Annotated in this window: 25 protein-coding genes and 1 pseudogene; 10 read left to right on the top strand and 16 right to left on the bottom strand. The window is 67.9% G+C overall.

Translation table 11 applies throughout. The features are described 5' to 3' along the window. Nucleotides 1-134: 134 nt before the first annotated feature. From AZH51_RS18570 to yut, 9 genes and pseudogenes are all read right to left on the bottom strand, one after another. Nucleotides 135-772: pseudogene (locus tag AZH51_RS18570) on the bottom strand (urease accessory protein UreD). Nucleotides 773-1083: 311 nt separating this feature from the next. Next, entirely contained in the window at nucleotides 1084-1713 is a 630-nt protein-coding gene (gene ureG / locus AZH51_RS18565; protein WP_291526340.1) for an urease accessory protein UreG, read from the bottom strand. A 38-nt stretch (nucleotides 1714-1751) separates the two neighbouring features. Continuing rightward, nucleotides 1752-2459, bottom strand: coding sequence for an urease accessory protein UreF (locus AZH51_RS18560; RefSeq protein WP_291526339.1), 708 nt, complete (start codon nucleotides 2457-2459; stop codon nucleotides 1752-1754). After that, nucleotides 2452-4179 carry an urease subunit alpha gene (gene ureC, locus AZH51_RS18555; RefSeq protein ID WP_291526343.1) on the bottom strand — a complete coding sequence of 576 codons (1728 nt, stop codon included), beginning with the start codon at nucleotides 4177-4179 and terminating at the stop codon, nucleotides 2452-2454. The genes AZH51_RS18560 and ureC overlap by 8 nt, the downstream gene beginning before the upstream one ends. Further along, a complete protein-coding gene (locus AZH51_RS18550) occupies nucleotides 4176-4658 on the bottom strand; it encodes an urease subunit beta (protein ID WP_291526338.1) in 483 nt (160 codons plus the stop codon). Before AZH51_RS18550 ends, ureC begins: the two co-directional genes overlap by 4 nt. Continuing rightward, entirely contained in the window at nucleotides 4633-5505 is an 873-nt protein-coding gene (locus tag AZH51_RS18545; protein ID WP_291526337.1) for a hypothetical protein, read from the bottom strand. The genes AZH51_RS18550 and AZH51_RS18545 overlap by 26 nt, the downstream gene beginning before the upstream one ends. A 1-nt stretch (nucleotide 5506) precedes the next feature. Then, the gene (locus AZH51_RS18540; RefSeq protein WP_291526336.1) at nucleotides 5507-5812 is read right to left on the bottom strand and encodes an urease subunit gamma; all 306 of its coding nucleotides are present in this window, start codon (nucleotides 5810-5812) and stop codon (nucleotides 5507-5509) included. 112 nt (nucleotides 5813-5924) lie between these two features. After that, on the bottom strand, nucleotides 5925-7211 hold the full coding sequence (locus AZH51_RS18535) for an ammonium transporter (protein WP_291526335.1): 1287 nt from the start codon (nucleotides 7209-7211) through the stop codon (nucleotides 5925-5927). Beyond that, nucleotides 7208-8260: an urea transporter gene (gene yut, locus AZH51_RS18530; RefSeq protein WP_291526334.1), complete on the bottom strand. Its 1053-nt coding sequence runs from the start codon at nucleotides 8258-8260 to the stop codon at nucleotides 7208-7210. The genes AZH51_RS18535 and yut overlap by 4 nt, the downstream gene beginning before the upstream one ends. Before the next feature lie 150 nt (nucleotides 8261-8410). Here yut and AZH51_RS18525 point away from each other — a divergent pair, with 150 nt between their 5' ends. Beyond that, nucleotides 8411-9067, top strand: a complete 657-nt coding sequence (locus tag AZH51_RS18525) for a CoA pyrophosphatase (protein WP_291526333.1) — start codon at nucleotides 8411-8413, stop codon at nucleotides 9065-9067. 11 nt (nucleotides 9068-9078) lie between these two features. Here the strand turns inward: AZH51_RS18525 and AZH51_RS18520 are convergent, their stop codons facing one another. The 3 genes from AZH51_RS18520 to AZH51_RS18510 form a co-directional block, all read right to left on the bottom strand. Then, nucleotides 9079-9477, bottom strand: a complete 399-nt coding sequence (locus AZH51_RS18520) for a phage holin family protein (RefSeq protein ID WP_291526332.1) — start codon at nucleotides 9475-9477, stop codon at nucleotides 9079-9081. A gap of 139 nt (nucleotides 9478-9616) precedes the next feature. Further along, a complete protein-coding gene (gene nhaA, locus AZH51_RS18515) occupies nucleotides 9617-10831 on the bottom strand; it encodes a Na+/H+ antiporter NhaA (protein ID WP_291526331.1) in 1215 nt (404 codons plus the stop codon). Further along, complete coding sequence (locus AZH51_RS18510; RefSeq protein ID WP_291526330.1) at nucleotides 10821-11516, bottom strand: TetR/AcrR family transcriptional regulator; 696 nt, start codon at nucleotides 11514-11516, stop codon at nucleotides 10821-10823. Before AZH51_RS18510 ends, nhaA begins: the two co-directional genes overlap by 11 nt. A gap of 125 nt (nucleotides 11517-11641) precedes the next feature. On the opposite strand from AZH51_RS18510, the gene AZH51_RS18505 reads away from it, so the two are divergent. Beyond that, complete coding sequence (locus AZH51_RS18505) at nucleotides 11642-12097, top strand: nitroreductase/quinone reductase family protein (RefSeq protein WP_291526329.1); 456 nt, start codon at nucleotides 11642-11644, stop codon at nucleotides 12095-12097. Here the strand turns inward: AZH51_RS18505 and acs are convergent. Then, nucleotides 12069-14039 (bottom strand): acetate--CoA ligase, encoded by a 1971-nt coding sequence (gene acs / locus AZH51_RS18500; protein WP_291526328.1) that lies wholly within the window; start codon nucleotides 14037-14039, stop codon nucleotides 12069-12071. The genes AZH51_RS18505 and acs overlap by 29 nt on opposite strands. Before the next feature lie 106 nt (nucleotides 14040-14145). Between acs and AZH51_RS18495 the strand changes: the two genes are divergently transcribed. Further along, a complete protein-coding gene (locus tag AZH51_RS18495) occupies nucleotides 14146-14796 on the top strand; it encodes a hypothetical protein (protein ID WP_291526327.1) in 651 nt (216 codons plus the stop codon). On the opposite strand, the gene AZH51_RS18490 is transcribed toward AZH51_RS18495, so the two are convergent. Next, nucleotides 14789-15610: a hypothetical protein gene (locus AZH51_RS18490; protein WP_291526326.1), complete on the bottom strand. Its 822-nt coding sequence runs from the start codon at nucleotides 15608-15610 to the stop codon at nucleotides 14789-14791. The two genes, AZH51_RS18495 and AZH51_RS18490, sit on opposite strands and share 8 nt — an antisense overlap. Nucleotides 15611-16071: 461 nt before the next feature. Beyond that, nucleotides 16072-16569 (bottom strand): hypothetical protein, encoded by a 498-nt coding sequence (locus tag AZH51_RS18485; protein ID WP_291526325.1) that lies wholly within the window; start codon nucleotides 16567-16569, stop codon nucleotides 16072-16074. A 222-nt stretch (nucleotides 16570-16791) separates the two neighbouring features. Here AZH51_RS18485 and AZH51_RS18480 point away from each other — a divergent pair, with 222 nt between their 5' ends. The 7 genes from AZH51_RS18480 (at nucleotide 16792) to AZH51_RS18450 (ending at nucleotide 20984) form a co-directional block, all read left to right on the top strand. Continuing rightward, on the top strand, nucleotides 16792-17532 hold the full coding sequence (locus AZH51_RS18480) for a hypothetical protein (RefSeq protein WP_291526324.1): 741 nt from the start codon (nucleotides 16792-16794) through the stop codon (nucleotides 17530-17532). Then, nucleotides 17529-18674 (top strand): TadA family conjugal transfer-associated ATPase, encoded by a 1146-nt coding sequence (locus AZH51_RS18475; RefSeq protein WP_367188076.1) that lies wholly within the window; start codon nucleotides 17529-17531, stop codon nucleotides 18672-18674. The genes AZH51_RS18480 and AZH51_RS18475 overlap by 4 nt, the downstream gene beginning before the upstream one ends. Next, nucleotides 18671-19378 carry a type II secretion system F family protein gene (locus tag AZH51_RS18470; protein ID WP_291526323.1) on the top strand — a complete coding sequence of 236 codons (708 nt, stop codon included), beginning with the start codon at nucleotides 18671-18673 and terminating at the stop codon, nucleotides 19376-19378. The genes AZH51_RS18475 and AZH51_RS18470 overlap by 4 nt, the downstream gene beginning before the upstream one ends. A 128-nt stretch (nucleotides 19379-19506) precedes the next feature. Next, nucleotides 19507-19950, top strand: coding sequence for a type II secretion system F family protein (locus tag AZH51_RS18465; protein ID WP_291526322.1), 444 nt, complete (start codon nucleotides 19507-19509; stop codon nucleotides 19948-19950). Nucleotides 19951-20026: 76 nt separating this feature from the next. Continuing rightward, the gene (locus AZH51_RS18460) at nucleotides 20027-20230 is read left to right on the top strand and encodes a DUF4244 domain-containing protein (protein WP_291526321.1); all 204 of its coding nucleotides are present in this window, start codon (nucleotides 20027-20029) and stop codon (nucleotides 20228-20230) included. Between the two features lie 56 nt (nucleotides 20231-20286). Then, complete coding sequence (locus tag AZH51_RS18455) at nucleotides 20287-20628, top strand: TadE family type IV pilus minor pilin (RefSeq protein WP_291526320.1); 342 nt, start codon at nucleotides 20287-20289, stop codon at nucleotides 20626-20628. Continuing rightward, nucleotides 20625-20984: an Rv3654c family TadE-like protein gene (locus tag AZH51_RS18450; RefSeq protein ID WP_291526319.1), complete on the top strand. Its 360-nt coding sequence runs from the start codon at nucleotides 20625-20627 to the stop codon at nucleotides 20982-20984. The genes AZH51_RS18455 and AZH51_RS18450 overlap by 4 nt, the downstream gene beginning before the upstream one ends. Nucleotides 20985-20988: 4 nt before the next feature. Here AZH51_RS18450 and AZH51_RS18445 read toward each other — a convergent pair whose 3' ends face one another. After that, complete coding sequence (locus AZH51_RS18445) at nucleotides 20989-21072, bottom strand: SHOCT domain-containing protein (RefSeq protein ID WP_291526341.1); 84 nt, start codon at nucleotides 21070-21072, stop codon at nucleotides 20989-20991. Between the last annotated feature and the right edge of the window lie 142 nt (nucleotides 21073-21214).

Below are 21214 nucleotides of genomic sequence, written 5' to 3'. Positions count from 1 at the left end.
CCCGGTCGCCCAGTGGTGCCCGTCGTACGGCGAGGGCGAGCTTGATGCGACCAAGGCCCGCAAGCTGCTCAAGTTCGAACTCGCGCCAGGGGCCGCCGGTGCGCCGTCCGGGACGTTCGTCGGACTGGACTGAGCTACTTGCGGATCCGCGGAGCCGGTACGCCGAGGAGCGCCTCCCGCGTCACCTGCCACGCGAGCGTCGTGAGCCGTTGCATGTGCACGGTGTCGTCGCCGAGCAACCGCACCCACGCACCGCAGTCCGACGGCAGCACACTGACGCCGAAGTAGGTGTCCTCCTCTACCGCCGAAGCCAGCGCTTCGTGCAACCGGTCGGCGAGCACCGCGGCAGGTTGGAGCGGGCTGATCACGTACAGCGAGGCCATGATGTCGCGCTCAGCGATCCCCGCCGGACCTGCGTCGCCGGGCAGCAGCCGCACCCGGTCCAGCAGCAGTGGTGACCCGTCGGGGCGGATCACCTCCAGATCAGCCGCGTACACGTCGTACTCACTGCGCTCTCCACGCGACAGGCGCCCCGCGTAGACCGACTCACCGACCAGGAGAGTCGCCGCAGGGTGCACGACGGCCCGGATGCGTTGGTAGAAGCGGGAATTTGCGTAGGGGATCACCGGGTCGGGCGGAACTCGGCGTACGCGCCGTCTTCCACCGACAGGTTGATCTGCGAGGCGGCGTAACCGCTCTCCATCCGGTAGATCTTGGTGTGCGCCTGCGTCGTGACGTGGCTGGCGGACCCCGGGCCGAACCGCAGGTCCATCCGCTGGCGATCCCCTTGCAGGACTCCGCCGCCGGTGGTCATCACGTAGGTGTAGGGGATGTCCGGGCGACCCTGGTCGTAGTAGAGCGGCCGCATGATCTGCAGCGGGCTCTTCTGGTAGTGATGCGTCAGTTCGCTGCGCGGTGCCCCACGGTGCGTGCGCACCTCGAAATCGAGTTCGAGTACGCCGACCTTCCCCGGGCTGCCCACCGGCAGGTGACCGCCGCCCGGGCCATACCCTGCGACCTCGGCGGGCACCCGGTCGATCTCGTAATGCTCCGGTTGCAGGCGGTGGTCCGATGCGATGGTCGTCATCCCACCGGCTGCCGGCTGGCCCAGACCGCCATGATCTGCTCGTGCAACTGCGGCAGGCCGGTGCCCTCCAAGGAGTTGGTGAGGACGACCGGTGCACCGTCGCGCACCGCGTTCGCGTCCCGCTCCATCACCGACAGGTCAGTGCGCACGTACTGCGCGATGTCGATCTTGTTGATCACCAGGATGTCGCTCTCGGTGATCCCGGGTCCTCGCTTGCGCGGCATCTTCTCGCCCTCGGAGGTGTCGAGCACGAAGACGAACACATCGGCGAGGGCAGGGGAGAAGGTCAGGGTCAGGTTGTCGCCACCGGATTCATAGATCAACGTGTCGATCTCCGGGAATTGCTCCAGCAGGTCTTCTCCTGCGGCGAGGTTCATCGTGGGGTCGTCGCGCACGGCCGTGTGCGGACAGGCACCCGTCTCGACCCCGACGACGCGTTCGGGGTCCAGGATCCCGGCGAGCTCGCGGCGTACGTGATGGGCGTCTTCCTGGGTGTAGATGTCGTTGGTGATGACCCCCGGGGTGCGGCCCGCCTCGATCAGGATGGGCACAAGGGCCTCGGTGAGCGCGGTCTTGCCGGACCCGACCGGGCCACCGATGCCGATACGTAGAACGTTGGTGGACATGGGAACTCGCCCTTCCTAGAGGTGCCGTCTGGGTGATGCTACGTCGTGAAGAGCCGGGCCTCGGCTCGTTCGTGTCCTGCGGAGCAGATGTCGGTCATCGGGGCGAAGCCACCGATGTCCTCCGTGGGTCGGACCACGGCGGAGGCGGCGACTTCCTCGACGACCGGAGCCACCTCCCGCAGGATCACCTGCGCGGCCACGTGGTCGGCCAGGCGCAGGCGGAGCGCAGCGCCGGTGAAACTGGACGCGAAGGCGAAAAGGTCTGAGGCGACGGCACGTTCGACACTTACGCCAGCCGCGGCGTAGCAAATGCCGCTGACGACCGGCTGGCAACCGGGCACGTCCCGGGACCTGACCAGATCGCCGTACGCCGACACGATCGGATCGTCCACGAGCGCACCGGCCGTGCGCATCAGTTGGCGCCCGCTGCGCACGGAGGCCGCCCGCAACTCGCCGTTCAGCTTGGTGGCGAACAGCAGACGGTCGATCCGCTGCACTTCCTGGAGGTCGCCCGCGCGGGCCGCGTCGTGCGCCCGCGCCAGCGCGGTGGCGTCGGCGGGGCCGATCGAGCAGCGCAGCAGATCGGCCAGCAGGTCACCCACGTCGTCCGGGGTGACCAGACCGCGTTGCCGGAACCCTTCCAGGCCGTGGGACATCGTGTAGAGCCCGCTGGGGAAAGCCGAGTCGGCCAGTTGCAGGCTGAACAGCAACTGGCCGACATCGGAGGGAGAACCCGGATCAGACAAGGTAGAACAACTGGGTCAGCGGCAGTGATTGCGCCGGTTCGATGTGCGCGGGCACACCGTCCAGGGTCACGACGTACGTCTCCGGGTCGACCTCGATCACCGGGGTGGCGCTGTTGCGCACCATGTCCTTCTTGCCGACGGTCCGCGTGCGGCGCACGGGGAACACCTGGCTCTCCAGACCGAGTTGCTCGGGTACTCCGTTGTCGATCGCCGCCTGCGACATGAAGGTGGCGCGCGTCTTCTGCAGGGTCTTGCCGATGGCACCGAACATCGGCCGGTAGTACACCGGTTGCGGGGTCGGCAGCGACGCGTTCGGGTCGCCCATCTGCGCCCAGCTGACCATGCCGCCCTTGATGACCATCTTCGGCTTCGCGGCGAACGAGTCGATGGGCCACAACACGATGTCGGCCATCTTGCCGGTCTCCAAAGACCCGACGTAGTCCGAAATGCCTTGTGCGATAGCCGGATTGATGGTGACCTTCGCCAGATAGCGCAGCACCCGGAAGTTGTCGTTGCCCGCCGCGTCCTCCGGCAGCTTGCCGCGCTTGTCCTTGCAGTGATGCGCGGTCTGGAAGGCGCGGGTGACCGATTCACCGATGCGGCCCATCGCCTGGGAGTCGGAGGAGAAGATCGACAGCACCCCCTGGTCGTGCAGCACGGTCTCTGCGGAGATCGTCTCGGCGCGCACGCGGGAGTCGGCGAAGGCCACGTCCTCAGGGATCTCGTGTGACAGGTGGTGGCAGACCATGACCATGTCGAGCAGTTCGTCGACGGAGTTGACCGTGTAGGGCAGCGTCGGGTTGGTCGAGGACGGCAGCACGTTGGCGCTGCTGGCGATCTTCATGATGTCCGGAGCGTGTCCGCCGCCGGCGCCCTCGGTGTGATAGGTGTGAATCGCCCTGCCGTTGATGGCGTTAATCGTGTCCTCCACGAAGCCGGCTTCGTTGAGGCTGTCGGTGTGGACGGCGATCTGGACGTCGTATTCGTCAGCCACGTCGAGGGCTTTGGACAGCGCGGCGGGGGTCGTGCCCCAGTCCTCGTGCACCTTCAGCCCCGCCGCGCCGGCCTCGATCTGCTCGGCCAGCGCCTCGGCCAGGGAGCCGTTGCCCTTGCCCATGATGCCCATGTTGACCGGCATGGCCTCCACCGACTGCAGCATCCGGTGGATGTTCCAGGCACCGGGGGTGCAGGTCGTGCCGTTGGTGCCGTCCGTCGGGCCGGTGCCACCGCCGAAGAGGGTGGTGATCCCGTTGCTCAGCGCATCGTGCGCCTGCTGCGGGGAGATGTAGTGCACGTGGGCATCCATGGCGCCGGCGGTGGCGATCATGTGCTCACCGGCGATGATCTCGGTGCCCGGACCGACCAGCAGCTTCGGGTCGACACCGTCCTGTAGTTGCGGGTTGCCCGATTTGCCGACGCCGGCGATGAGGCCGTCCTTGATCCCGATGTCCGCCTTGATAATGCCCAGGATGGGGTCCATCACGATGACGTTGGTGATCAGCAGGTCGAGGGCACCTTTGCTCTGGCTGGCGCGGGGGTCCTGGGCCATCCCGTCGCGCGCCGACTTGCCGCCGCCGTAGACGACTTCGTCGCCGTAGTGGCCCTCGGCGAAGTCCTTCTCGATCTCGATCACCAGATTGGTGTCGGCCAGTTGGACCTTGTCACCGCGGGTGGGTCCGAACAGGTCGGTGTATTCCTTGCGGGAGAGGATCGCCATCAGCGTGCACCCTTCGTGGTCGTCGTCTTGGCCGTCGTCTTCTTGGCCGCAGATTTCTTGGCGGGTGCCTTCTTCGCGGCGGCTGCCTTCCCCACGCGGGCGTTGGGCTCGCCGTTCTGGAATCCGCCCGGCGCCAACGCGGCCAACGCGGCGACCTTGGTGTGCGGGGCATCCAGCCCGCCGTCGACCAAGCCGTTGAAGCCCACGAGGTAGCGCCCCCCGGCGTACGCCACGAGGGTCACCTCCTTGGTCTCACCCGGCTCGAACCGGACCCCGGTGCCGGCCGGGATGTCCAGATGAGAACCCCAGGCCAGTTCGCGTTCGAAGAGCAGCGCCCGGTTGGCCTCGAAGAAGTGGAAGTGCGAACCCACCTGCACCGGCCGGTCGCCGGTGTTGGTCACCCGGAGCGTGACCGACGGCCGTCCGGCGTTGATCTCGATGTCGTCTGACTGGTGCTCATACTGCGGTTTGCGGGAGGCCATGACGTTCCTTTCCTGCAGGGGTGGGGTGGTGGTGCGAGTGACCGTGACCATGCCCTGTTGCGTGGGAGTGGCCGTGACCGTGTCCGTCGGTGGCGTCGCCGTGGGAGTGGGCGTAGCCGTGCTCGTGGTCGGCGCTCAGCGCCGGATCGATTCCGTCCCGGCCGTGTTGCCAGTCGTGCTGAGCTGTGGCGACGCGTTCGGCGATGATGCGTCGGGCGGCGGCGTCACCCAGCAACGGGCCGCACCACAGCATGCTGTGCCCGGGGGTGTCCGCCGGCAGATCGAGGTCGGCTTGGAAGCCGGCGGGGGCGACTCCGCTGCTGGCGAACCCCAGGCGCTGCAACCGGTCGGCGCTGTCCGCCAGCGACGGGCGCCCTGGTCCCAGGAGGGCGACGGCGACCTCGGGCGTGGTGGATTCGGCGCCCACGAGATACGCGCAGCGGTGCAGTTCGGCGTTGTTGAAGCTGTCACTGGATCGTGCGGCGATCACCAACGCGGATCCGGGAGCACGACGCTGCAGGCGGATCGCCGCGCTGCGCAGATGGGCGATCAGATGGTCCGTCGTCCCGAACGGTGCGGCCAGGCGTAGCGTGCCGCCGCGACGGTCGCGGATCCACTGCAACGTTTTGGCCGTGTCAGCCACCAGGACCGGGTCGCGGCCGAAGGTCATCGGCACCACCGTCACCGATTCGCCTGCGCTCAGGGCAGATTCGACAGTGCTCGCTAAGGAACGACCGGTCGTGGTCGCCGACCAGGCCGGGTCGGCGCCGATCAGGCGGTGCAGTGCCTCGCCGGCGTCGCTTTCGTGTCCACCGACCAGGACCACCCGCTCCGGGGAGGAAGTCACTTCAACCGGCAACCGGGTCGTGACACGACACCAGCTTGGTGCCGTCGGGGAAGGTGGCCTCGATCTGCAACAACGTGATGCGCTCGCGGACTCCGTCCATGCATTGATCGGCAGAGACCACGGTCTTGCCCAGTTCCATGCACTGGGCGACGGATTTGCCGTCGCGGGCAGCTTCGAGGACCGCTTCGGAGATCAGTGCCTGCGCTTCGCTGATGTTGAGCTTGGTGCCGCGATCGCGCCGACGGCGGGCCAGCTCAGCGACCTGGTAGATGTACAGCTTGTCGATTTCCCGCGGGCTGAGATCCATTGCTGTTCCCCGTCTTCGTGGTGTGTGTCCGCTGCGTAGCGGTCGGGTTGGAAGTGACTCTAGCGCCGAAGTCTTGGGCGCGACATGGGTCAGGTTGCGATGGCGGCCAGCCTCACCGGTCGGCCGCAGCGACGGGCGCTGTCTCATCGTGATAGGCGCTCATGCCTTGCTGGGTGGCATCGAGGTGCGCCTCGTCGTCGGGGTCCACCCGCAGACCGATCGTCTTCTCGATGGCCATCGCGATCAGCCAGGTCGCGACGAACGAAAAGGCAATGACTGCAACGAGAGCGAGCAACTGATTGCCCAACAGGCCGAAGCCGCCACCGAAGAACAAACCGTCGGCACCGATGGCGTTGATCGCCTTCTCACCGAAGAAGCCGACCAGGATCGTGCCCAGGATGCCACCCACGAAGTGGACGGCGATGACGTCCAGGGCATCGTCGTACTTGAAGATCTTCTTCAGGTGCAGGGCCAGGTGGCACACGATCCCGGCCAGCGCACCGATGGCCACGGCCGAGAAGGTGCTGACGTAACCGGCGGCGGGGGTCACGGTGGCCAGTCCGGCGATGGCGCCGGTGACTCCGCCGAGGACGGTCGCGTGCCCGTCGGTGGAGCGCTCGACCAGCAACCACACCAGCATCGCGGCAGCCGCGGCGACCTGGGAGTTGATCAGCGCCTGTGCCGCGATGCCGTCGGCGCGCAGCCCGTCGCCGGCGTTGAAGCCGAACCAGCCGAACCACAGGATGCCAGCGCCCAGCACCACCATCGGAATGGAGTGCGGAAGGGGTGCGCGTCCGGGCCACACCTGTCGCCGGCCGAGCACGAGCAGTAGGGCCAGTGCGGCGGCCCCGGCGGCTGCGTGCACGACCATTCCACCGGCCCAGTCCTGGGCGCCGCGCGTGGTCAGCCAGCCCGCAGGCGCCCACAGCCAGTGCGCGATCGGCGGGTAGACCAGGATCGACCACAGCACCAGGAAGACCGCCCAGCCGAGCGCCTTGAGGCGGCTCGCGACGGCTCCGGTGGCCAGCGCCGGAGTGATGATCGCGAACATCATCTGGTAGGCGACGAAGGCCAGGGTGGGTACGGCGATGCCCGGGACCACGACGTGCAGGTTCGGTGCTGGCGCTTGGTCGAGGTTGCGCAGTCCGAACAGGCCGAGGTCGGAGATGATGCCCTTGCCGGTGTCGTTGCCGAAGGCCAGGCTGTAGCCGACCACGACCCAGGTGAGGCTGATTAGCGCCAGCGGAATCACGTTCTGCTGCAACATGACCAGGACGTTGCGGGTGCCGACCATCCCCGCGTAGAAGAGCGCGAGACCGGGCACCATGAAGAGCACGAGCGCGGCGCAGATCAGCAGCCACGCGGTGTCGCCGCTGTTGACGGTCGCGGCGGCGATCATGATGACGCTCCGCTCGTGGTCGTGGCGGTCTTGGTGGACACCGCGTCGTGGGCGATCGGTGCGTGCGGGATTGGCATGAACTTCTCCTTCGGCAGTAGGAAGAGCCAGGTAGCGAAGACGAATGGCGCGGTAAAGGTCGGGATGCCGATCGGAGAGAGCGCGGCGTTCAGCGCGCCCTGGATGATCACGGTGAAGATGGTGCCGAGCACGGTGAACGCCAGCACCCGCCATCCCGGGGTATAGAAGATGCTGCCCAGAGCAATCGCCGTCAGCACCGCGCTGAATCCGTACAGCCCGTTGGTGATACCGGAGGCGGAAGCGCCCAGTGCGAGGGCGGTGGCGATGGCCAGGGCGGAGCCGAGCAACGCGAAGATCGCACTCCAGCGTGAACTGACTGCCAACGCGATCACAAAGATGACCCCGGTGACCACGTTGTTGATCAGGAAGACCTGGGCGACGTTGCGGAAGAGGGTCTCACCGAGCATCGATGCGGTCACGGAGAGGTGCGCTGCGTTGTTGTCGATGGCTACCGGGAAGCCAGTGGGGCCAAGGGCGACCGGTTTGATGTGGTTGAACGACCAGGCCCCCAGCACCAGGAACCAGGTCGTCAGCACGAAGGGGAAGGTAAGCGCAGGGACGCCCCAGGTCGCGAAGACGTTGGCGATGGCCATCATGACCACCGCGGAGACGGCCGCTCCCACGACGAGATAGATCCACATGTAGGAGTTCGTGCCCAGGAACGTGGGAACCGCGGCGCCGACCAGGATGCCGTTGAAACCGTAGAGGCCCTGGTGCACCGCCTTCTGGTCGACGGACAGCAGTTTGGCGGTGATCGTCGCCACGAGCAGGGCGACCGCCGCGCCGACCGCGACCTGCCATTGATCAGCAGCGAGGGCACCCCACGTGATGCCGGCCAGGAACAGCAGACCGGTGACCGGGTTGTCCTGGAACATCACCTGGCCGGCGCCGCGCAGGAGGGTGTCGATGAAGCCGATCGCGTTGTTGTCCTTCGCCAGTCGGTCCCAGTCCTCGGCGACAGCCAGCGCCATCACACCACCTCCTCGCGGTCATGTGGGCGCCGTCCGGCGGGTTGCCCTGTGGCGATACTGGCAGGGGTCTGCACGGTCGTCCATCACCAACTGTGTGCGTGTTCCAGCTCGTGGACGGGGTTTCCTAGACTCGGGCGCGGAGGCGACACGATGACGGAACACGCAGAAGGCGCGCAGCCGGTGCCGGGCTGGCTGGACCGGTTGTCCGCCACTGCGCACGAGGTGGGTACGCCGTGGCGTGAGTCGGTGAGTGACCGCGCCCGCCGCTCGGCGGTGCTGATGCTCTTCGGGCCCGGTGAGCGTGGCAGCGACATTGTGCTGACCCAACGCTCCGACACGTTGCGCAATCACGCGGGGCAGGTGGCGTTGCCCGGCGGGACCATCGACCCCACCGACGTGGACGCGACGGCGGCGGCGCTGCGCGAGGCGCACGAGGAGGTCGGCGTGGAGCCGTCGACGGTGGACGTGCTGGCCAGCATCGACCCGATCCCGTTAAGTGTCACGGGGTTTGCGGTGCAGCCGGTGTTGTCCTGGTGGCGCGAGCCGCACCCGATCGGCGTACTCGATCCCGCTGAAGTCGCCCGTGTCGGCCGGGTGGCGGTCGACGATCTGACCGACCCGGCCAACCGGTTCATGTCGGTGCACCCCACCCGCGGCTTCGCGGCGCCCGCGTTCGAGGTCGATGGGTTCTACATCTGGGGCTTCACTGCGATCCTGCTGGACACGGTGCTTGACGCGGCCGGGCTGACCCGGCCGTGGGACCGGGAGGACCGCCGGATCGTGCCAGAGAGGTTCTGGACACGTTAGGTCTGACGGGCCTAGTTGTTGCTGGGCTTGGCCGCGATCTTCAGGTCGGTGACCGTCTCCTGCGCGCTAGCGATGGCCTTGACCGGCTTGCCCTGGATGCGCTTGAGGTGCTTGCTGCCGATCAGCGCACAGATCCCGGCGACGATGAAGAGCACGAGCGCGACGATGAGGATGCTCAGCCAACTCGGCAGGCCGGCGGCGTGGATCCCCGACGCGATGGCGGACAGCAGGAAGCCCAGACCGTAGAGCGCAGCACCAGCGGCGACGATCAGGAATACGGCGCCCCTGCCGCCCTTCGTGAGGTCGGACTTGATCTCCAGTTTGGCCAGAGCGATCTCGTTGTGGACGATCGAGGACAGGTCGGTGGTCACCTCGGACACCATCTGTCCGATCGAGCGCTGGTCGGCCATTCTGATCCTCCTGCAAAGCGTTGACTGGTGCTGCCGGGACGTCGGCAGTCCCGGACTCGTGCTCACTGTATCGGGGGAACCGGTCGGCGAAGCCGCGGACGCGACGTAGGGGTTGGCGCTTCCCGCATGCCCGCGCAACTCAGGCTGCCGCGCGGCGGCGGCTGCGGTGACCGAGCAGCAGGGCGGCTGAGCCGGCCGAGAGCAGTGAGCCGATGAGGATGGCGACCTTCACGTGATCGTCCTTCTCCGTCCCTGAGCCGAACGCGAGTTCACCGATCAATAGGGAGACCGTGAAGCCGACCCCTGCCAGCAGACCCAACCCGACGATGTCGAGCCACTGGATCTCCTCATCGAGTTCGGCCTTGGTGAACCGGGCCATCGCGAACGTGCTGAGCGTGATCCCGAGGACCTTGCCCAGGACCAGACCCACGATGACCCCGATGGTCACCGGGTCCTTCAGCGCCTTGTCCAGCCCGCCGCCGACGACCGTGACGCCGGCCGCGAAGAACGCGAAGATCGGCACACACAGTCCGGCCGAGATCGGCCGCAGCCGGTGATCGACGGCATGCACACGGGACGCCGGCATCGACAGGCCGAGGAGCACACCGGCAATGGTGGCGTGAACGCCGCTGGCGTGCATAAAGATCCAGGCGCCCACCGCCAACGGGATCAGCACCCACCACCACATGCGCCCGGTGTTGGCCAGATAGGCGAAGACCGCGATCAGCGCGAGGCTGACGGCCAGCCAACCGAAGTTGATCCCCGCGGAGAAGAAGATGGCGATCACCACGATGGCGATGAGGTCGTCCACGACCGCCAGGGTCAGCAGGAAGGCGCGCAACCCCTCGGGCAGCGCACTGCCGACCACCGCGAGGACGGCGAGCGCGAAGGCGATATCGGTGGCGATCGGGACGGCCCAGCCGAGGGGTACGCCGTGTGGTGAGGCCCACTGCACCGCCAGATAGAGCAGCGCGGGCACGATCATTCCGCAGACGGCGGCCACGATCGGCACGGCGGCCTTGGCCGGATCGCGCAGCGACCCGTGCACGATCTCGTGTTTGAGTTCGAGTCCGACGACGAAGAAGAACACGGCGAGCAGACCGTCGGCCGCCCAGGTCGCCAGGTCCAGATGCAGGTGCAGCGATTCCGGGCCGATCTGGGTGTGCGACAAGGTGTCGTACGACGACCGCCAGGGCGAGTTGGCCCAGATCAGTGCCGCTGCGGTGGCGACGAGCAGAAGCAGGCCGCCGGTCGTCTCCTGCCGCAGCAGGTCGGCGACGTGCAGATTCTCCTCCGGGTCATCGCTGCGGGAGAACAGGCGGCGGATCACCCCCGGACTGCCGTCAGTTGACATCGGGGAACCCCACAAGCAGCGCGGCCTGGGTGAACACGTGCGCGGTCGCATCGTCGGCGGGATCGAAGGTGTTCGCCAACTGGCCGAAGAGTTCGAAGGAAATGATGCCGTTGATCATCGCCCACGCGGCCAGGCAACGCAGGACGGCGGCATCGGGCAGGTCTGCAGCGAGGGCGTCGCGGACCAGGGCTGCCTGCGTCGACAGGCGCCGGCTCACCCGCGGAGCAGGGTCGTGCTCCAGGAGGCCGCCGTCACGCTCCTGCTGGGCCGCCAGCCCGAGCAGGACGGCGGGGACGCGCATCGCCGCCGGGATGGTGTCGGGGGGTGCCTGGTAGCCGGGTACGGGGGAGCCGAAGATGAGCGCCCAGTCGTGGGGATGCGCCACGGCCCACGAACGCGCCGCTGCGCAGCCTCGCAGGAATCGGCGGCCAGCGGTGGTGCGAGCCGCTGCCGCGTCTTCAACCGCAGCGCCGAGTTGGTCGTAGGAGTCGATGATCAGGGCGGTCAGCAACTCGTCCCGGCTGGCGACGTAGCGATAGATCCCCGAAGACACCATGCCCAGGTCGCGGGCGATCGCGCGGACCGACAGATCGGCGGCCCCGTTCTGCGCCAGTTGCTCGCGGCCGTGGGCGAGGATCTGCGTCATCGTCTCCGCTCGCGCACGCGCTCGAACTCCCTGTGTCATGCGGTCAATTGTCGCAAATGAGTGATCGCTGGTCACAAACGTGAGCAGTGCTCTTGTTTTCGCACCGCAATCAGGTCATGCTGGTGCCAGACAGAGAGCAGTGCTCACATTTAGGAGATGGCGTCATGGCGATGGTGATCGAACAGAACGGTTTCGAGCGATTCTTCAACCGGCTGATGAGTCGGCTGGCCAAGCACGGGTTCGGCCCGATGGGTATGCAGCAGTTGATCGTTCGGGGCCGAAGCAGCGGTCAGGAGCGGACCGCGGCGGTGAACCCGCTACCCCTGGACGGCTCGCTCTACCTGGTGGCGGCTCGTGGGGAGACCCAGTGGGTGAGGAACGCACGGGCGAGCCGCACGGTGGTGCTGCGCAAGCGGAGCCGGCGATCGGCGTACGTCATTGAGCAGGTGAAAGGCGACGAGGCGGTCGCGGTGCTGCGCACGTACCTGAAGAAGTGGGGATTTGAGGTGAAGTCGTTCTTCGACGGGGTCGGACCAGACGCCTCGGCCGCCGACCTTGCGGCGGCGGCCGAGGTGCATCCGGTCTTCCGGCTCAGTCCTTGCCCGACAGGCCGCTCTTGATCAGATCCATCACCGAGGAGTCGGCCAGGGTGGTGACGTCGCCGACCTCGCGGTTCTCGGCCACGTCACGCAGCAAGCGGCGCATGATCTTGCCCGAGCGGGTCTTCGGCAGTTCCGCGACCACCATGATCTGCCGGGGCTTGGCGATCGGGCCGATCTCCTTGGCGACGTGGTTGCGCAACTCGCTCACCAGGTCGCCGCCCTCGCCGGGCTCGTCGGCCTCTTGGACGGCATCGCCGCGCAGGATCACGAACGCGCAGACCGCCTGACCCGTGGTGTCGTCCGTGGCGCCGACGACCGCCGCCTCGGCGACCTTCGGGTGCGACACCAGCGCGGACTCGATCTCGGTGGTCGACAACCGGTGACCGGACACGTTCATCACGTCGTCCACCCGGCCAAGCACCCAGATGTTGCCATCCTCGTCCTTCTTGGCCCCGTCACCCGCGAAGTAGATGCCTGGGAAGCGTGCCCAGTAGGTGTCCTTATACCGCTGCAGGTCACCCCAGATTCCGCGCAGCATCGCGGGCCACGGCTTGCTGACGATCAAGTAGCCACCCGAGCCGTTGGGTACTGAATTGCCTGTGTCATCAACGACATCCACGCTGATGCCGGGTACGGCGATCTGGGCCGAACCCGGCTTCAGGGACGTGACGCCGGGCAGGGCGGAGATCATGATCGCGCCGGTCTCGGTCTGCCACCAGGTGTCGACGATCGGTGCCTTCCCGGCGCCGATGACGTCGTGGTACCAGATCCACGCCTCGGGGTTGATCGGCTCACCGACCGAGCCCAGCACCCGGATCGAGGAGAGGTCGAACTTCTCCGGGATCTCCTTGCCCCACTTCATGCAGGTGCGGATCGCGGTCGGCGCGGTGTAGAAGATCGACACTTTGAACTGCTCGATGATCTCCCACCAGCGGCCCTTGTGCGGGCTGTCGGGAGTGCCTTCGTAGAGCACCTGGGTCGCACCGTTGGCCAGCGGACCGTAGACGATGTAGGAGTGGCCGGTGATCCAGCCGACGTCGGCGGTGCACCAGTAGACATCGGACTCTGGGTGGACGTCGTGCACGACCGAGTTGGTGTAAGCCGCCTGCACCAGGTAGCCACCGGTGGTGTGCAGGATGCCCTTGGGTTTGCCGGTCGTGCCGGAGGTGTAGAGCAGGAAGAGCGGGTGCTCGGAATCCACTGGCACCGGGGGACATTCGGGATCCGCAGCCTCCAGGGCGTCGTGCCACCAGACGTCCTTGTCAGTCCAGGCGATGTCCTGGCCGGTGCGACGCACCACCAGCACGTGCTCGACCGGGCTGTCGCCGGTGACCGCCTCGTCAACCGCGGGCTTGAGGGCTGAGGGCTTGCCGCGCCGGTATCCGCCGTCCGCAGTGATGACGACCTTGGCGTCCGCATCGGCAATGCGCGAGCGCAACGCATCAGAGGAAAAACCGCCGAAGACCACTGAGTGCGGGGCGCCGATGCGGGCACACGCCAGCAGCGCGACGACTGCCTCGGGGATCATCGGCAGGTACACCGCGACGCGGTCCCCGGTCTGGACGCCCAGGTCCTTCAGCGCGTTCGCTGCCTTCTGCACCTCAGCCAGCAACTCGGCGTACGTGATGGATCGGGTGTCGTCCTCGGGCTCGCCCACGAAGTGCAACGCGACCCGGTCGCCGTTGCCGGCCTCGACGTGCCGGTCGACGCAGTTGTAGGCGGCGTTCAACTCGCCGCCGACGAACCATTGGGCGACGGGAGCCTCGGACCAGTCCAGCACCTGCCCGAAGTCCTTGCTCCACGCGATCCGCGAGCGGGCCTGCTCGGCCCAGAAGGCGTCACGGTCGGCGTCCGCCTGGTCGTAGAGTGCCGCCGTACCGTTGGCCTGGGCGGCAAAGGCGGGGTCCGGCGGAAAGCTGCGATCTTCGTGCAACAGGTTGGACAGGGTCTCTTCGCTCACGATGGCCTCTCCCTTGGGGCGTGCGTACGGTGACAGAGTTCCTATTCCACCCATTGTGCCGTTGCACACACGTTGCATGTGACTCGGGCAACAGATGGAGGCTTCCGTGGAGGATCCGGCACGCACACTGAGCGCTGACGAAGTGGCCGCGCTCGACCTGCGGCAACGCCGTGAGTTGCTGGCCCTCATCCACGTCGCGAACGCGCGCGACCGTGGCGAGGAAGTGGGCCGGATGTCGCTGCAGGACGTGCTGGCGGTGGACGCGGCGACGATCAGTCGTCGGCGACGTCGGGCGCTGGTGATCACGACCCTCGCGACCGTGCTGTTGATCCCGTGGACGTTCTACCTGGCCATCCGATTGCCCGAGGTTCACCTGTCGCGTGGCTGGGATGTCACCTGGGTCGGCTTCGACATCCTGCTGACGATTTTCCTCGGGCTGACGGCGTTCTTCGCCTGGCGGCAGCGGTTCCTGCTGGTCGTGAGTGCCAGCGGGGCGGGGGCGCTGTTGATCGCGGATGCGTGGTTCGACGTCACCACCGCCGGACGGACCGATCGGCAGTGGTCCACCCTGTCGGCGCTGCTGGTGGAACTGCCGCTCGCGGCGTTCCTGCTGACGATCAGTGTGATGTTCACGCTGCGGGTGGGCCGGGCGGTGCTGGCGCTGCGCCGTGCCACGGTCGAGGTGTTGCCGCCGGCGGATAGTGAGTTGGGCACCGTGGTCGACAGTCCGCTGCCGGCCGAGGAGGACGTCAGCTGAGCCGGCCGGCGAGGACCGCGTCGCAGATCCGGTTGCCCTCGGCGGCCGCGGCCACGACCGCGTCGGCGCTGTGGATCAGCCACAGGCGCACCCCTTCTGTGCCCCCTTGCGCGTACGCCGTGAGGGCACCTAAGTAGTCGGCGCTGCCCTTGGCGGCGTACCCGGCTTCGATCACTGCGACCCCGGTCGGGTCCAGGCCGCTGGTGCGTAGGTAACCGCGGTGAGCAGCGCGCGCCACGAGGCCGTTGCCACGCGTAAACGGCCGTGCCACAGCGATTTCCGCGTGCAAGAGTGCGCCTGCGAGCGGGGCAGGAAGGTTGCTGGCGTCGAGCAGTGCGAGGACGTCGCGCAGTCGCTGCAGCGCCTCGTCGGCCGGGGGCGCTTGGCCGAGGGTCGCCAGTTCGTCGCAGGTCTCGTCGTCGGCCCGTGGGCGGCCGAGCTCGTCGGGGGTGCTCACGGGTGCGGCCGCCGCGATCTGTAACCGGACCAGGTCCTGCAGGAGGACGGCCCCGGTGCTGGCTTCGGTGGCTGCCGTGACCTGCACCGCGCCCCGCAGGGTCAACTCCCACGGGTCCGGCTCAAGGGGCCAGTCCAGCGCTCCACGCAGCAGGTCGCGCACGGTGGTGTGGTCGACCTCGACGCCTTCCAGCAACGCTGTCGCCCGTGCACCGCGGACCCGGGATTCCGCGGCGGCTTCGGGGATCCGGCGGCGCAGCGCGGCATGCCATCGCAACTGCGTGCAGGCCTCGCGGGCCCGGTCCGCAGCGTCGCGGACACCCTCCATCGACAAGAGTGCGTTGAAGACCTCGGACATGCGCCGCACCCTACTTCGGGTTCGGCTGGGGGCGCAGGTCGACGTACGTTTGCGGCCCCTGCGGATCTGGGAGCAATCCAGGATCTGGGAGACGTTTGTTGCGGCAGGGTCCTCCCAGATCCTGGATGTCTCCCCGAACCTCTTCACCAGTTGTGGATCTCTTGTGCTCGGGGGCCAGGGGGTGTAGACCAGAGGTGTACTTCCGCAACTGAATCGAGTACCCACGCGAGGCCAGTCCTTTGATGGACAGTTCGACCCTAGGACCACCCAGGGGCGACGGACACGAAAAAGCACGCTTGGTCGCTTAATGAAGTTACGGATCAGGGCGCCCCACATCGTGGGGCGCCCGCTTATGTGTCCGGGCCGTGTGTGCCTGTGGACGACGTACGGCGGGCCACCAGCAAACCGCCCCAGCCTCGATGCGGTCTGGGGCGGTTCGGCGACGGTGCCGGGCAGCCCGGTCACTTCTTGGGGGACGGCACCGTCTTGTACTCGCCCACGAGCTCGATGCCCAGGTCGGCGGCATCGGCGAGGAGCGATTTCATGCTGCCCTCGTTGAGGAATCGCTCGCCGTCCTCGTTCAACTCGACGGCGCGCGGGCTGTTGGGCCGGGAGTTCCAGCCATTCACGGCGTTGCCGCCCGCGTATCCGGCCTTTTTGGCGAACTTGGAGATCTCCTTTGAGACGGCGCCGCGACCCTCCTCGGCGTAGATGCGGGCAATCGCGCCCAGGTACGTGATCGAGGCGAGCTTCTGCTGTGCGTCGGTGCCGCTGCTATGCGGGACTGGCGTGAACGGCGGCTGGTCGGTGAGCGGGTCGTACTCGATGACCGTGTTCTCGTCCGAGTCGGCCTTGGCGGGGTGGCTGCTGGCCTCGTCCAGGGTGGCGATGAAGGCGACGGCCGCGGCGCGGAGCGCCTTGGTCAACTGGGCCTCAGTGCCGTAGATGGACGTATTCATGGTGCTGCTCCTTCTAGTAGACGGTTTGTATGTTCTTTGCATGTGCAAAGCTAGTACAAAAGAAGATGCAATGCAAGTCCAAAACGGGTGTAAGTCGGTGCTCTGCGCGCTTATGTGTCCGGGCTCTACCTGCCTGTGGATGACGTACGGCGAGCCACCAGTTGTCCACACCGGCGCCGATCGGGGTGGCTGGGTCGGGTCGTTCCGTCGTCGGATGGGGCCATGGACGACACCGATCCGCTGCACCCGTTGGCTCCCTGTCTTGCTGTCGTCGGCGCTGGAAGTGCTTGTGGTGCAAGCACATTAAGCACCGCGCTGACCGTCACCGCTGCGCGTGCGGGGTGGTCAGCGGTTGCGATCGACGCTGATCCGTGGGGCGGCGGACTGGACAATCTCTTCGACCTGGCCGCTGACCCGGGAGTGCGCTGGCCGGACTTGCTGGGCAGCGATGGGGCACTGCCCGCGCAGCCGTTGCTCGACCGGTTGCCCACCACTGAGAGCGGTGCACGGGTGGTGGCGTGCGACGGGCCGGATCCGATCCCGCCAGGGCGGTTGCGGGAGGTCATCGCCGCGTGCCGGCGCGCGAGCGACCTGGTGGTGGTCGACCTGCCCCGGGATCTCGCGTTGGCGGAGGCGGCGCTGGAGGTGGCTGCCGCGTTCGTCGTCGTCACGGCCCCGGATCGCCGCGTGCTGGTCGTGACCGAGCAACTCGTGGGCTACGCCCAGGCCGTCGAACCGGATCTGCCGCTCGGGTTCGTGGTCCGTGACACCCGTGAGCACGTGGCGCAGCAGATTGCCCGGCTCAGCGACGTCGCCTTGTTTGGCGTGCTGGCTCACGACCGCAAACTCGATCAGCGACAGTCGAACCCGGCAGTGCCGGGGGACAGCACTCGCAGTCCGGTGTCGGCGCTCGCGGCGTCGCTGCTGCGGGATCTGGTCGTCGAGCACCGGTTGGCATCGTGAGCACCACGCGCGGTGGTCCCGCGGCTGCGCTGTGGGAGCAGATCCGGGCCGGCCGGCTACCCGACGACGCTGGTGTCGCCCGGGTAGCCGCTGCGGACCCAGTCGTGCTCGGCGACGGTCACGTCGCGCGGTTGCGCGATCAGTTGCGCTCGGAGGTGTTGGGCGCCGGTCCGTTGGAGGAGTTGCTCGCAGACCCGGCGGTCACCGATGTGCTCGTCAACGGATTGGCCGGGGTCTGGGTCGACCGTGGTCAGGGGCTCGAATCCCGACCGGTGCGGTTTGCCGATGCCGTCCAGGTGCGGCGGTTGGCGGTGCGGCTGGCCACCCTGGCCGGCCGGCGACTGGATGAGAGCCAGCCCTACGTCGACGGTCTGCTGCCGGGCGGCATCCGGTTGCACGCCATCCTGCCGCCGCTCGTGGAGTCTGCGGCGCACCTGTCTCTGCGGATCCCGCGCTCTGATGGGCTCGATGTGGCCGGACTGCAAGCGCGGGGGGCTCTCGACGCAGCGGGAGCTGCGGTGTTGACCGAATTGGTCTCGGCGCGTGTGGCGTTCGTGATCAGTGGGGGCACGGGCTCGGGCAAGACGACCCTGTTGGCGGCGCTGCTGGGACAGGTACCCACACACGAGCGCATCGTGATCGTCGAGGACGTCCGCGAGCTGCGGGTTCGGCATCCGCATGTGGTGCGGTTGGAGGGCCGCAGCGCCAACGTGGAGGGTTCGGGTGAGATCGCGCTGCCGGTGCTGGTGCGGCAGTCGTTGCGGATGCGCCCGGACCGGTTGGTGGTCGGCGAGGTGCGCGGCGCCGAAGTACGGGAACTGTTGACCGCGCTCAACACCGGTCACGAGGGCGGCTGCGGCACGATCCATGCCAACACCAGCGCTGACGTGGTGGCGCGGTTCGAGGCGTTGGGTGCGTTGGCCGGGATGGCTGCGTCAGCCGTGCACTCGCAACTGGCCAGCGCGGTGCGGGTGGTGGTGCATCTGCGACGGGCCGGCGACCGCCGGGTAGTGCAGGAGATCGGCGTACTCGTCCGTGCACCGCGGGGGCTTGAGGTGCGACCGGCTTTGGTGCGGTCCGGTGACAGGTTGGAGCGGGCTGACGGCTGGACGGAACTGCACCGGGTCCTGGGGACGTCGTGAGCCTGTTCGTCGCGCTGCTGGTTTCTCTTGCCGTCCTCGCCTGGCCGCGCCGGTTGATTCCTTTCCCCGTACGCCGATCCGCTGACCTGCCAGCCCAGCGGCGACTGCCGTCGTTCACCAGTGGGCGACGACGTCAGGCCCGGCGTCGCGCTGCGATCACTCAGCTTCTGCGATCGGTGGCGCCGGCTCTGCGAGCAGGAGTACCACCGACAGTTGCGGTGGCGAATGCCGCACGGCTCGTAGCAGGTTCACCCCTCGATGCTCCATTCGAGCGCGCCATGAACGACCTCGCGGTCCGTGCCGAGGCAGGGCTCGAACTCGGGCCGACCTTCCGCACGCTCGGGAGCGACTTTGATCTGCCGCAGGTGGGAGTGGTCGCGGCCGCATGGTCGCTGTCTGATGAGCTCGGATGCAGTCTGACCGACGCGGTAGCGACCGCAGTGGAGTTGCTGCAGGCCGAGGAGGACCGCGAGCGAGCGTTGCGGGTGGCGATCGCCGGGCCGCGGGCGACCATGCACCTGCTGACGGGGCTGCCGGTCGCGGGCGTCGGAATCGCTGCGCTCGCGGGAGTGCCGCCCACCCAGCTCTATACCGGCGTCGCCGGCCTCGCTGCCCTCCTGATCGGGGTGGTGTTGATCCTGCTGGGGCGGTGGTGGTCGGGGCGATTGGTGCGGCGCTGTGTCCGCACGGAGGCGCTGTCGTGATGGCGATCTCGATCGGGTTGCCGCTGTGGGCAGCTGTACTGTGCTGGCCGCCTTATCGCTCCGCCGCGCCTGCGCAGCCTGGGCCCGACGATCTGTGGCAAGTCGCCGATTCCTCCCCACTCACTCCAGTGGCGGAGACAATGCTGAGCGTTGCGACAGCCATCGACCTGCTGGCGTTGGCCCTGACCTCAGGAAGTCCGCTGACCAACGCACTCAGTGCAGTGGCCGATCAGAGCACACCGGTCGTGGCATCACAGTTGCGACAAGTGACGGCCGCACTGCAGTGGGGAGTCGACGAAGCAAAGGCATGGCAGGGCCTCCCAGCCGTGTGGCGACCAGCGGCTGACGCATTGGCGCTCGCGGCCCGGGTGGGGATGCCGGCGGCAGGACTGCTGCGCGAAGCCGCGGCGACTATCCGCCGCGACGAACGACAGGCGTTGCACGAGCGCACGGCTCGTCTCGGTGTCCTGATCGTCCTGCCGTTGGGCGGGTGCTTCCTGCCGGCATTCGCGACGCTGACGGTGCTGCCTGTCGTGGCGGTGATCGCCCGCAGCGTGCTCGCCGGGACCTGATTGAACACTGCGCCGCGGTCCCGGATCACGCTGCGGCGTAGTGGTTTTGAGTGATCCATTCGAGAAGGGGAACGACATGAGATCGGCAATGACGGGACTTCGACGGCGGCTGCACCAGCTACGCACCAGCGCGGAGGCGGGAATGAGCACGGCGGAGTACGCCGTGGGAACCCTGGCGGCAGTGACCTTCGCGACGGTGTTGATCGCGGTCATCAAGTCCGGTGCAGTGAAGTCGGGTCTGGCCAGCATCATCCAAGCGGCGTTGAGCATCGCGTCGTGAGGTGGGGACGGTCGCGAGGGTTTTGGCGAACGCTGCGCCAGCGCGGTGATGCGGGGATGGTCACCGCCGAACTCGCGGCCGTCCTGCCCGCTGTCGTCTTCGTGCTGGCCATCGCGCTCAACGTAGTTGCGATCGGTATCGACCAGATCCGGTGTGTGGATGCGGCCCGGATGGCGGCGCGCAGTGCGTCACGCGGTGACCCTGCCGCACGCGTCTCCGACATCGGGCAGCGCGCGGCACCGGGAGGGGCAGCGGTGACGGTTCGGTCCTTGGGTGGCGACGTGCAAGTGACCGTGTCGTCTGCACCGCCCGGGCCGTTCGCCTGGCTGACCGGCGGGCACCGGTTGTCCGCGTCCGTGGTGGCGCAGGTGGAGTCATCAGTCGAGGCGCCGCCGTGAGTGGGCGTGAGCGCGGCTCGGCCACGGTGCTCGCGGTCGGCGTGATCGCGGTGTTGATCCTTCTGCTCGGCGGCGCGCTGACGGTTGCTCGCGTGGTTCGCGCAGCAGGGCAAGCAGCCGCCGCCGCAGACATGGCCGCGCTTGCGGGGGCCCGTGTGTTGCAGACCAGCTCCGCTCCGGCGGCGTGTGCTGCGGCCGGACGGAGCGTCAGTGGCAACGGCGCCGTGCTGGTCTCGTGCGCGGCTCAGGGCCAGGACCTTCTGGTGCAGGTCTCTGTGGCGACGGGCGTGCCAGGGGCGGGGCAGGCGGCAGCCCGTGCCCGCGCCGGACCAGCGGAGGCACGGACAGTCCGGTAGGGCCTCAGCCGAGCAGCTTGGCCTTCGCGGCCGCGAACTCGTCGTCGGTGAGCAATCCCGCGTCCTTCAGAGCGCCCAGCTTCTGCAACTCGGCGACGATGTCGACGCCGGCGGGGGCGGCTGCTGGGGCGGGCGGGGCGGGGGGCGGCGGCCGGGGCGGGGGGGGGGCCGGGGGCCGGGGGGGCGCCGGGGCGGGCCCCTCCCGCTCTGGGGGGGGGTCGATTTCCGGC

Source organism: Branchiibius sp. NY16-3462-2, from assembly GCF_001594145.1.
Lineage (GTDB): Bacteria > Actinomycetota > Actinomycetes > Actinomycetales > Dermatophilaceae > Branchiibius.
The sequence above is the reverse complement of the archived record's forward strand: the minus strand, read 5'-3'. Positions and strand labels throughout refer to the sequence as shown.